This is a genomic window from Acinetobacter sp. WCHAc060025, from assembly GCF_004209355.1.
GTDB lineage: Bacteria > Pseudomonadota > Gammaproteobacteria > Pseudomonadales > Moraxellaceae > Acinetobacter > Acinetobacter wuhouensis.
Genome location: NZ_SGSX01000016.1, coordinates 1 through 12088, shown reverse-complemented (window position 1 = coordinate 12088; position 12088 = coordinate 1). Strand labels below are relative to the sequence as shown.

The 12088-nt window shown below is 36.6% G+C and carries 11 protein-coding genes; 10 read left to right on the top strand and 1 reads right to left on the bottom strand.

The window, feature by feature from the left end; genetic code table 11:
- Positions 1-34 precede the first annotated feature (34 nt).
- The 4 genes from EXE09_RS13625 to EXE09_RS13610 all read left to right on the top strand — a co-directional run bounded on the left by EXE09_RS13625 (position 35) and on the right by EXE09_RS13610 (position 4790).
- A complete protein-coding gene (locus tag EXE09_RS13625; protein WP_130117636.1) occupies positions 35-1453 on the top strand; it encodes an ABC transporter substrate-binding protein in 1419 nt (472 codons plus the stop codon).
- A 10-nt stretch (positions 1454-1463) separates the two neighbouring features.
- Positions 1464-2210, top strand: a complete 747-nt coding sequence (locus tag EXE09_RS13620) for an ABC transporter ATP-binding protein (protein ID WP_087551979.1) — start codon at positions 1464-1466, stop codon at positions 2208-2210.
- Between the two features lie 259 nt (positions 2211-2469).
- The gene (locus EXE09_RS13615; protein WP_130117635.1) at positions 2470-3336 is read left to right on the top strand and encodes a transporter; all 867 of its coding nucleotides are present in this window, start codon (positions 2470-2472) and stop codon (positions 3334-3336) included.
- Between the two features lie 299 nt (positions 3337-3635).
- The gene (locus tag EXE09_RS13610; protein ID WP_130117634.1) at positions 3636-4790 is read left to right on the top strand and encodes a sigma-54 interaction domain-containing protein; all 1155 of its coding nucleotides are present in this window, start codon (positions 3636-3638) and stop codon (positions 4788-4790) included.
- 116 nt (positions 4791-4906) lie between these two features.
- Here EXE09_RS13610 and cysS read toward each other — a convergent pair whose 3' ends face one another.
- Positions 4907-6325 carry a cysteine--tRNA ligase gene (cysS, locus tag EXE09_RS13605; protein WP_130117633.1) on the bottom strand — a complete coding sequence of 473 codons (1419 nt, stop codon included), beginning with the start codon at positions 6323-6325 and terminating at the stop codon, positions 4907-4909.
- A 365-nt stretch (positions 6326-6690) separates the two neighbouring features.
- On the opposite strand from cysS, the gene EXE09_RS13600 reads away from it, so the two are divergent.
- From EXE09_RS13600 to EXE09_RS13575, 6 genes are all read left to right on the top strand, one after another.
- The gene (locus tag EXE09_RS13600) at positions 6691-7668 is read left to right on the top strand and encodes a KpsF/GutQ family sugar-phosphate isomerase (RefSeq protein WP_130117684.1); all 978 of its coding nucleotides are present in this window, start codon (positions 6691-6693) and stop codon (positions 7666-7668) included.
- A gap of 3 nt (positions 7669-7671) precedes the next feature.
- On the top strand, positions 7672-8211 hold the full coding sequence (locus EXE09_RS13595; RefSeq protein WP_130114423.1) for a KdsC family phosphatase: 540 nt from the start codon (positions 7672-7674) through the stop codon (positions 8209-8211).
- Between the two features lie 36 nt (positions 8212-8247).
- Entirely contained in the window at positions 8248-8793 is a 546-nt protein-coding gene (lptC, locus tag EXE09_RS13590) for an LPS export ABC transporter periplasmic protein LptC (RefSeq protein ID WP_087551983.1), read from the top strand.
- Positions 8780-9346 carry a lipopolysaccharide transport periplasmic protein LptA gene (gene lptA, locus EXE09_RS13585; RefSeq protein ID WP_068976050.1) on the top strand — a complete coding sequence of 189 codons (567 nt, stop codon included), beginning with the start codon at positions 8780-8782 and terminating at the stop codon, positions 9344-9346. The genes lptC and lptA overlap by 14 nt, the downstream gene beginning before the upstream one ends.
- Positions 9346-10089 (top strand): LPS export ABC transporter ATP-binding protein, encoded by a 744-nt coding sequence (gene lptB / locus EXE09_RS13580; RefSeq protein WP_087551984.1) that lies wholly within the window; start codon positions 9346-9348, stop codon positions 10087-10089. The genes lptA and lptB overlap by 1 nt, the downstream gene beginning before the upstream one ends.
- A gap of 586 nt (positions 10090-10675) precedes the next feature.
- Positions 10676-12085 (top strand): Ig-like domain-containing protein, encoded by a 1410-nt coding sequence (locus EXE09_RS13575; protein WP_130117632.1) that lies wholly within the window; start codon positions 10676-10678, stop codon positions 12083-12085.
- Positions 12086-12088 lie beyond the last annotated feature (3 nt).

The following is a 12088-nucleotide window of genomic DNA, read 5'->3' as shown; positions in this document are numbered from 1 at the left end:
GACATTAAAAATTTATTTAAAACGAGAGCAATACATGAAATTAATAAAAAACTTGTGGTTTTGGCTGGTGTTGATCGCAATTGCACTTGCAGCAATTGTATTTTTTACCATTCAAAAAAAGCCAAATGTGAATACAGCAATATCTACGACAAATCAGACTTCTTCATCTGAAGCTAGTACATCTACAGTGCAGCTCTCAGACAGTAAGGCACAATATTTCCCACTACAAAGTTATCGTGTGGGTGCATATGCTGCCGCTGGAACAGGCTTTTTTGGTGGTTTTATTGATTATTTAAAGTTGATCAATGCCAAAGGCGGTGTCAATGGGGTGAAATTGGTCTGGTCAGAATGTGAAACAGAATATGTAGTTGAAAAAGGTGTTGAATGTTATGAGCGTATGAAAAATGGCTTAAATGGTGCGCCTGCTGCAGCAACCAATCCACTTTCTGTGGGGATTGCCTATGCAACTTTAGAGCGTTCAACTAAGGATAAATTACCATTGATCACCATTAATCATGGTCGTACAGACTCAACTGATGGACGTGTTTTTCCCTATGCTTTTCCATTACAACTCAATCCATATAGTGAAGTATCCGCGATTATTAACTATCTCGGACAGCAAAGTGGCGGCTTAGATCATCTGAAAGGTAAAAAAATCGCCGTGCTTTATCATGGATCGCCTTATGGCAAAGAAACTATTCCTGTTTTAGATATATTAGCCAAAAAATACAATTTTGAAGTGACGCATATCGAAGTACCTCATCCAGGCAACGAACAACAATCACAATGGTTAAATATCCGTAGATTACAACCTGATTGGGTGATTTTACGTGGCTTTGGTGTGATGAATCCTGTGGCGTTAAAAACCGCACAAAAAGTGGGTTATCCAGTGAATAAAATCATTGGGAATATTTGGAGTAATTCTGAAGAAGATGCGGCACCTGCGGGTGATGCAGCCAAAGGTTATACCGCAATTACGACACACCCATCAGGTACGAATTTCCCAGTATTACAAGATATTAAAACCTATGTTGTTGATAAAGGTCAGTCAGATCTAAAAGATATTAATCGTTTTGGTACAGTGAATTATAACTTGGGTGTGGTGAATGGGATTTTAAATGTTGAGGCAGTTCGTGTGGCTCAAGCTAAATTTGGTCAAAGACCTTTAACAGGAGAAGAGGTACGTTGGGGCTTTGAAAATTTAAATATTGATGATGTGCGTTTAAAAGCGTTAGGTGCAGTCGGTTTAGTGCAACCTTTAAAACTGTCTTGTTCAGATCATGAGGGTGGTGGTGCAGTACGTTTTCAGCAATGGGATGGACAAAAGTGGAATCTCATTAGTGATTGGGTACAAGCAGATCGTGCATTGCTGCGTCCAATTATTGAAGAGTCTTCACAAAAATATGCCAAAGAACAAAATATCAAAATCCGTGATTGTTCAACAGAAAGCTAGGAGTAGAGTCATGACAAATTTGCTTGATGTGCAAAATATTGAAGTGATTTATGATCAGAGCATTTTAGCACTCAAGCAAGTGAGTTTGGCTGTACCTCAAGGTGCAATCGTGGCTTTGCTTGGGGCGAATGGTGCAGGAAAAAGTACAACCTTAAAGGCGATTTCTCAGTTATTGGCGAGTGAGAATGGGGCTATTTTACAAGGAGATATTTTCTATCAAGGGCAATCTATTTTACAGTCGAATCCAAGCCAATTGGTGCAGGATGGTTTAGTTCAAGTGCTTGAAGGAAGGCATTGTTTTGCTAACCTTACAGTGGAGGAAAATCTAAAAACGGGCGCTTTTGTACGGCATCTTTCTAACGCCAAATTAAAAACTGCATTGGAAAAAATCTATCATTATTTTCCAAGATTGGCGGATAAAAAAGCCACATTTGCAGGCTATACCTCTGGTGGTGAACAGCAAATGTTGGCAATAGGGCGGGCTTTGATGACACAGCCTAAACTGGTGTTGTTGGATGAGCCATCGATGGGTTTAGCACCCAAGATTAGTTCTGAAATTTTTACGTTAATTCAGCATTTAAAACAACATGAAGGGATGAGTTTTTTAGTGGCAGAGCAAAATATTCGTTTGGCACAGGACTTCACCGATTTTGCATACTTGATCGAAAATGGTCATGTGCAGACTTCAGGTCATACCAAACAACTTTATGAAAGTGGTGTAATTCAACAAGTATATTTTGGACAAAAAGCTTCTTAAATCACTAAAGTCTAGATTTATTTAGAAACTCGCATTCTGATGCGAGTTTTTTTATTGCTCATCAAAATGATGGGAAACTTAACTGTTTGAAAAGCAACAAATCGTTGGAAATATGCAAAGCTAGCATGTTTGAAAATAATCACATATAAATAAAAATATTAAAAATCAATAATTTAATATTTGGCATGAAGATTGCGTTACTACAGAGGTGAATTTTATACACGCTTTATTGATACGATTATTTTCGAGGAATCTTTTGATGAACAATCAAATAAAAATATTAACAACGGCACTTTTAACATTACTTGCTGTGCAGGCAAAAGCTGTAGATGTGGATGCAGGGGATTATGATGTTGCGCCTGCAGGAACGAGTTTGGCACTGTTATATTTACAACATGCCACACGTGACTCTAGTTATGTTGGCAGCGATAAACAGGCTGGTCATCTCAAATTAGAATCCAATATTGGCATCGCACGATTTGTACACTATACCGATATTGCAGGTTTTCGTGTTGCCCCCCAAGTGCTGATTCCTTTTGGAAAACTAGAAGGAAAGGGGGATATTTCAAGCTTAGGTGATGCAAGTGGCTTAGGCGATATCATTGTTGCTGCACCTGTATGGTTACTCAATGATGCTGAAAGTAAAAGTTATTTTGGAATCACGCCTTATTTATATTTACCAACAGGGGATTATTCAAAAAATGATGCATTAAATATTGGTGAAAATCGTTATAAATTAGATGTTCAAGCCGAATACAGTACACGAATTACTCCCAAAATCGCATGGGATGTCGCTGCTGATGTTATTTTTTATGGTGCAAATGATGATATTGCAGGTGGTGGTAAATTAAAACAAGATGTGGGTTATCAGTTACAAACTAACACTCGCTATTTTTTAAATGATCAATGGGATTTACGAGCAGGATTATCTTATCTTGATGCAGGGGATACCAAACTGAGAGGTCAAACGACGGACAGCTATAAACAAAGCAAATTTTGGGTAGGTACAGCATATTCTCCAACCAGTACGACCAATGTGATTTTAAATTATGGTCGTGATTTTGATGTAGAAAATGGGTTTAAAGAGGATAATCGAATTAATCTTCGTTTGTTAAAAGTATTCTAATGAAGTGATGTCAATGCGAGTTGATCGCAAGGGTATTTTATAAAATAGATAGATAAGCAAAAGGATTTTGCTTTATCTTTTAAAAGTATTTTTGATTTGAATGGATGAAAAATGTTGAGATTAGCGATAAATGAAATTCAACATCTTGTTTTTTAAATTTTAAAATAATTTATATAATAAATTCTCATTTTATGTATAAGAAAATAATGAATATTGAAGCATGATATTTATATAAAGTAGTGAATAAAGCTGTACTATGCTTAAACCAACGAAAAAATTCAAAAAATAGGTTGGTTTCAATGAATATAAAATCTTCAGAGCGTGTATTTACATTTGAGCGTGAGCACCCTCAAGTGTCGAGTGTACGTGCCAAAGCATTTGTATTTCATGATCCGATCTCTAAACATTTATTAAAAATAATTGAACGACTTGCACCAAGTGAAGCGCCGATTTTGATTTACGGTGAAACAGGCACAGGTAAAGAATTGGTTGCACGACATATTCATACTTTGAGTGGTCGTAAAGGGGCTTTTGTATCTGTCAATTGTGGTGCGATCAATGAGCAATTGGCAGAAAGTGAATTGTTTGGGCATGAAGCAGGTTCATTTACTGGTGCAGTTGGACAGCGTAAAGGTTGGTTTGAGGTTGCAGATGGTGGAACTTTATTTTTAGATGAAATTGGGGATTTACCTTTAAATTTACAAGTAAAATTACTAAGAGTTTTGCAAGAAAAAGAAGTGACACGTGTTGGTGCGCGTCATCCGATTCCAATTAATGTTAGAATTATTTCAGCCACCAATATTGATTTAAACCAGGCTGTGCAAGTTTCGAGTTTTAGACAAGATTTATTATTTAGAATAAATATCGCTACAGTTGATTTAAAACCCTTGAGAGAACGAAAAGGTGATATTTTACCTTTGGTAAAGCACTTTATTGCAGTGTATCAACATAAATATAAGATCGAACATCATTTTGATATTGAACCCATCGCACTTGCTGCATTATTGGAATATAAGTGGCATGGCAATATTCGAGAATTAGAAAATGTGATACATTATGCTGTGTTAATGTCCGATGAAGGTGTTATTCAAGTAGAACATCTAAAATTGAAGATGGAACAGGTTGCCCATGTTTCTCAGATAAAGCTTTCTCAAAGTACATTTTCTCAAGTTGCTCAGAAGTCTCATTCACCTAATGATCATCAACAATTTAATCAAAATGAATTAAGTGAAGTACCTTCCTCCTTAGAAGTGATCGCTTTGGCATTGTCTAAAATTTTTAAAGATGAGCAAGTACAGCAAGATGTTTGGGATCATATTGAGCGTTTAACGATTACTTCGGCTTATGCTGCGACATATTATAATCAAGTAAAAACGGCAGAGAAACTCGGTATTACTCGTAATATGGTGCGTACATTATTAAAACGCCATCATTTAATTATGGATGGAAAGTAAAATTAGAGTTTATTTATAAAACTGAATGTATAAGTGATTGTTAAGTCATATTTAGCATAAAAAAACCTGCAAAATTAGCAGGTTTTTTATCATTCTATAAAAATTGATAACCAAGATTAGTCACGACGCCAAATCGTACCTTGACGGGTATCTTCCAAAACCACACCTTGATCAAGCAAAGACTGACGAATTTCATCGGCTTTGGCGAAGTCTTTGCCTTTTTTCGCATCAACACGTTGTTGGATCAAATCCGCAATTTGTTCTTCAGATAAGCCTAAAGCTTCTTGTCCAATATCAGATTTTAAGAAGTCTTCAACATCATGTTGTACTAAACCTAAAATATTGGTCATGTGGCGCAAAGTAGAATAATAAATTGCAGATTGCTCAGCATTTTCTTCTTTAACCGCACGATTGAGTTCTTTATTCACTTCAAATAACACAGCAATGGCTTCAGGTGTATTGAAATCATCACACATTGCATTGTTAAAACGTTCAATCAAATCGCTATCTAAAGTTTCAACGGTTTTTTCACCATAGGCTTGTTGATAGGTTTTAAAAGAATTATAAAAACGAGAAAGGGTATTCTTCGCTTCTTTTAATGCAACATCCGAGTAATTCACTGGGCTACGATAGTGTGAAGAAACAATAAAATAGCGCACTACTTCAGGATGGAATTTCTCAATTACATCGCGAATAGTAAAGAAATTGCCTAAAGATTTAGACATTTTCTCACCATCGACATTGATGAAACCAGCATGCATCCAATAATTTACATATTGTTCGCCAGTCGAAGCTTCCGATTGTGCAATTTCATTTTCATGATGTGGAAATGTTAAGTCTGCACCACCACCGTGAATATCAAAATGATTACCTAAGCAGCATGTCGACATCGCAGAACATTCAATATGCCAACCTGGACGACCATTGCCCCAAGGTGAAGCCCATGCAGGTTCATTTTCTTTGGCATGTTTCCACAGTACGAAGTCAAATGGATGTTTTTTCTCAACTTCTACATCGACACGTTCCGATGCACCCGCTTGCATATCTTCAAGTTTACGACCTGAAAGACGACCATATTTTGCAAATTTTTCAACTTCAAAATAGACATCACCATTTTCAGATGGATACGCCGTGCCTTTATTCACCAAATCGCCAATCATGCTTTGCATTTGATCAATATAATCAGTTGCGCGAGGTGCTTCATCAGGTGGGATACAACCTAATTTGGCAAAATCTTCATTCATTGCGTCGATGAAGCGCTCAGTCAGCTGAGAAATCGTTTCACCATTTTCATTGGCACGTTTAATGATTTTGTCGTCTATATCTGTGATATTGCGAACGTATTTAACTTTCCAACCTTGACTACGAAGGAAACGGTTGATGTAGTCAAATGCAACCACAGTACGTGCATGCCCAATATGACAGTAGTCATAGACCGTCATACCACACACATACATGTCGATATGTCCTTCTTTACGTGGAACAAATTCAACTTTTTTACGTTGTTCTGAATTATAAAGAACGAATGGTTGCATAGGTCTTCTAAGTGCTTCTATATAAGGGGGGTTTATCTTAACCTAAGCATTTTTATTCATAAAGTTAAAATCAAAATAAAGATGGGTTTTCGAATGTTTTATATTTCAAACGTATTTGATTTCTGTAACAAAGGTATTTATCGCTTTTAATTTTTGAAGCCAAGCAGGTATTGTTTTTGAAATTCACAGGACTAGATCTAATTTGTAATTTCTCCATCAAGATAGAAATTCTGTACAATTCATGAAAACTTAAACATTTAACAAAGCAGTCTATTGTATTGCTATGCTAAAATATGAAGAATATTCCATTCGATATTCAAAACTCTGCTTAGAGTTAAGGTTAGTCCATTTTGAATCCTGAAAATCTGCCGAATCATGTTGATTTCCAAAAAGTAGCTTTGGAAACGTTGCGCATTGAAGAACAAGCTTTAGAAATTCTCGCAACCCAGATTGACGAGCGTTTTGATCGTGCATGCCAAATCATTTTGCAGTGCAAAGGTCGCCTTGTAATTACAGGTATGGGCAAGTCGGGACATATCGGACGCAAAATGGCAGCAACTTTTGCATCAACAGGTACACCATCATTCTTTATGCACCCTGGCGAAGCAGGGCATGGTGACTTGGGAATGTTAGTCAAAGGTGATGTGCTGATCGCAATTTCAAACTCTGGAAAGAGTGATGAAATTATGATGCTGATGCCACTGATTAAACATTTAGAAGTGCCTTTGATCACGATTAGTGGTGATGACAAAGGCCCAATGCCACAAAATGCAGATGTTGCATTGACACTCGGAAATATCAAAGAAGCGTGTCCTTTGGGATTAGCCCCAACGTCGAGTACAACGGCGACTTTAGCGTTGGGTGATGCTTTGGCGGTGGCATTATTAGATGCACGTGGTTTTACTGCTGACGATTTTGCAATGTCACATCCTGCGGGTGCTTTGGGTAAACGATTGTTGTTGCATGTAAAACATTTGATGCATACAGGAAATGATTTGCCAAAAGTACATCCTGATACACCGATGAATAAAGTATTGTACGAAATTTCAAACAAACGCTTAGGTTTGACCACGATTGTGGATGAAAATGAAACATTATTGGGCATTTTCACCGACGGTGATTTACGTCGTTTGATTGATAAACAACAATGTTTTGATGTCAATCAAGCTGTGTCGGAAGTGATGGTAAAAAATCCTTCAACTATTTCTAAAGAAGCACGTGCAGTTGAGGCTTTAGAGAAAATGAATGACAAAAAAATTAACCAATTTATAGTTGTAGATGATGCCAATAAAGTGATTGGTGTCATTAGTATGCATGACCTGATTCAAGCTGGAGTAAATTAATCAATGGCTTCTTATGTTTTACTGGAACAAGCGCGTCATATTGAAGCATTGGTTTTAGATGTAGATGGTATTTTAAGTGATGGTTTTGTAACTTTGACCAATACCGGTGATGAAATTAAATCATTCGATATTCGTGATGGTTTAGGCATGAAGTTGGTGCAAAAATCTGGCATCAAAGTCATCATCATCACAGGTCGTAAAAGCAATATTGTTGAAAAACGTATGGCTGACTTAGGTGTCGATTTAGTTTTTCAAGGTCGTGAAGATAAAGGTGTTGCGCTACGTGAAGCATGTGCGCAATTTGGTTTAGACCCAGAAGATTGTTTGTATATGGGTGATGACTGGCCTGATCTTTCTGCATTTGCAATTGCTGGAATGAAAGTAACAGTGCCGAATGGACATGTGGAAGTACGTAAACGTGCGGATTTAGTCACTCAAGCAATGGGTGGGCGTGGTGCAGTACGTGAAGTTTGCGATATGTTACTGATGGCAAAAGGCACTTACCAAGAACTACTTGAAAAATATACAGCTATACCGCATTAATAGCTTATTCAAATGATCAAATGTTGAATGTAATTTATGGATACTAAGGTTTTATATGTCACAGCTGTTGCCATTGCGGCAATCGGTGGTGGCTATTACTATTACAGCGGAAGCGGCAAAAAGTTGGATGTAGATTCATCTCAAAGCATGAAATATTCTGCTGAAGGTATCCAATTGGTTCAAACTGATGAAAAAGGTAACTTGCATGTGCGAGCGCATGTTGATCATTTGGAACAGGATTTACAAAGAAAAACTTCGCAACTCAGTAATTTAAATGCATCTATGTTTCAAAACAATCAAGTTGATTCAACTTTTTTTGCAAAAGAAGCAAGAGGCTTTAATGATAATGAAAAGGTTATTTTAACAGGTGATGTTAAAGCGACTAAAATTGGTGATGGCGGAACGATGGTATTTCTCACAGATGAGTTGACGGGTTATCCTAAGCAACGTTTGTTTGAAACAAATCACCAAGTGACTGTTAATGCACCAGATGCAGAGTTTATCAGCCAAGGTTTAAAAGCGGATTTAAATCAAGGTCAATATGAGTTTGCACATATTCGAGGAAAGTATGTACCTAATTAAGCCATTTTCGATTCAAAACTCTTTCCTAAAAAAAGCAATTTGTAGTGTTGGTTTGATGTGTTTTTCAGTGGCGTCATTTGCGCTACCATCAGACCGTAACCAACCGATTTCATTGGTTGCAGATAAAGCAACGTATAATGAACGTACTGGTGTAACGACTTATTCAGGTAATGTGATTATTGAACAAGGGACAATGAAGTTACAAGCGGCTTCAATTGTTGCTCAGCTCAATAAAAATAAACAGATTAGTACGATTACGGCAACGGGTTCACCTGCGAAATTTCAGCAACAAGTGGATACTGCGAAAGGTATTGCCCGTGGTGAAGCGCAGAAAATTATTTACAATGCTGAAACAGGTATTTTGAACTTGGTGGGTAATGCTTATCTTTATCAAAATGGCGCGAGTATTCGTAGTAATACTTTACGCTATAGTATGAATAAAGGTGATATTGAGGCTTCTGGTAGTTCAAATGAAACAGGATCACCAAAAGGTCGTGTGCAAATCATTATTCCGCCAAACAGTACCAAGTCATTCCCTGGGGTGCGTGATTAATGCAAGCTGAGAATCAAGTACAGACATTGTGTATCAAACACCTAGCTAAAGTGTATAGTAAGCGCTGGGTAGTGAAAGATGTTTCTTTTACAATGCAAAGTGGACAGATTGTAGGACTACTTGGGCCAAATGGTGCGGGTAAAACCACCAGCTTTTATATGGTGGTTGGTTTGGTTCGCATGGATAAGGGTGAAATTCATTTAGATGATGAAGATATTTCAGACTTGGCGATGCATCAGCGTGCGCGGAAAGGGATTGGTTATTTACCACAAGAAGCCTCAATTTTTAGAAAGTTGACCATTGCTGAAAATATCATGGCAATTCTTGAAACACGTAAAGACTTAGATAAACAACAGCGTCAACAACGCCTTAAAGAGCTTTTGGAAGATTTTAAAATCTCGCATATTAAAGACTCTTTAGGCATGAGTGTTTCTGGTGGTGAGCGACGTCGTGCTGAAATTGCACGAGCTTTGGCAGCTGATCCGAAATTTATGCTTTTGGATGAACCCTTTGCAGGGGTTGATCCGATCTCTGTCGGAGATATTAAGGATATTATTCGTCAGCTCAAAGGGCGTGGTATCGGTGTTCTCATTACAGACCATAATGTACGTGAAACTCTTGCAATTTGTGAGCACGCATATATTGTCAGTGAAGGCGCTGTGATTGCTGAAGGTACACCTGAAGAAGTCTTAGCCAATGAAACAGTACGAGAAGTGTATTTGGGTGATGATTTCACTGTATAAGTGGATTTGGTTGAATAGAAAAAGGTGAGGCAAATGCTTCGCCTTTTTTTTTGGTTTTTTGTTTATAGAGAAGAATTAAGGCATGAGCATAACTGATGATGTCTTATTCATGGGGTTTATTATTTAGATACACATTTGCTTTAAAAATAAACAATTGTGATTTTTTAGTTTAAATAATACCCATAAGTTCTAGATGGTTTTTTATGCAGATTAAAAATTAGACAGAATGGAGGTTCGGCTTAATCTGTCATTGCCTAAAGACTTAGTTTGTTTAGATAATATTTATAAATTCAAAATATTAATAATAATCATATTTTATTATTTAAATAAAAAAATAATTTAATTTACCTAAATTTTATGATTTAAAACACATGGGTAAAGTGGATTTTAATTATTTAAAATTTAATATAGTGTGATGTTAAGCACATTTAATTTATTTGAGTTGTTTTAAATATATTAGTGGTTTTTATGAAATATCTGATTTTATAAATATGTGAATTTTTTATTTTAAAATTAACTACTTGTGAAATTTGTCGCATTTAATTATCTTTTTGTAGATGGGTGAAGTATAAAATAAGGAATTATTATGACAAATATCACAATTTACGAAAAAGGAACGGCAAAAGTATTAACTCAAGATGTAGTTAATAGCCATCACTCAGTTTATAAAGTAAATATTGAGAAAAATAATATTGCTAAGGCAATAAAAGTTAATAATAATTTGGAAGTATATTTACTAAATGGTGAAAAAGTTGTCATTGAGGACTTCTTTGTTGGTGAAAAACCGAAAGAATTTACGATTGAAACGGCTGATGGACAACATTATTTATTAAACTTTTTAGCATTTGATACAGAAGGTGTTGCTACAAAAATTGATTATTTGAGTATTTCAGATTTTCATGAATATTTAGTTGGTGATGATTCTGCGGTCGTGCCAATTTGGGCTTGGGTTGCAGGAGCGGCAGGGTTGATTGGTATAGCCGCAGCGGCAGGTGGCAGTGGTGGCTCTAGTCATTCAGATAATGGTGCGAATAGTGGCGATCATACTGGCCCTAAATTAACTATTGATGTTATTGATAATAATAAAATAAATATTAAAGCTGATGAAGCCAGCAAAATTGAGATTAAAGATGCCAATGGAAATACCATAGGTTCTGGGCAATTAAATCAAGCGGGAGAAATTGACATTACTTTGTCCCGTCCACTTCAAGATAATGAAACAATTACGATTATCGCGACAGACACATCAGGGAATAAAACACCGGAAACAATTAATGTTGGTGATGTTACTAAACCAGAAGTTAGTGTGGATATTATTGATGAAAATACTATTCAAATTGATTCAAATGAACCTGGTAGCAAAGTCGAAATTACGGATAGTGCAGGCAATAAAATTGCAGAAGGTATAATTGATGAGAATGGACAGCTTATTGTTGATGTTGATAAGCCATTAAATCCTGGTGATAAAATTATTGTCAATGTAACAGATGAAGCAGGCAATAAAACTACAGAAGAAGTCCCCGTTGGTGAATTTACTGGTGGTGGAAATAGCGGTAGTGCAGATAAACAACCGCCTGTATTTGAAAGTGCGGACGTTAATACTTTAGGACAAATTGAGCTTCATTATTCGGAAGAATTAGATGCAGATAATTTGCCAGCTGCTAATCAATTTGTTGTTAAGGTTGATGGCAAAACTATTCCAGCTGAAAACATTACAGTGAGTGTTATTGATCAGCAAGTGATTTTAACTTTAAATCCGCCTATCTACACTGGTCAAACCGTAACGGTAAGTTATCAAGATGCTACTGTAGGTGATGATCTCAATGCAATCCAAGATCTTCGTGGAAATGATGCGGCTGATCTTCCTGAAACGGCATTAACAAATAAATCAACCGTTGTTGATCCAACTGATAAAACTCCTCCAATCATTGACGATTACAGATGCAGCAGGGAACAGTGGTTCACTGTCAACGACAGCAACTGGATTTACAGTTGATAG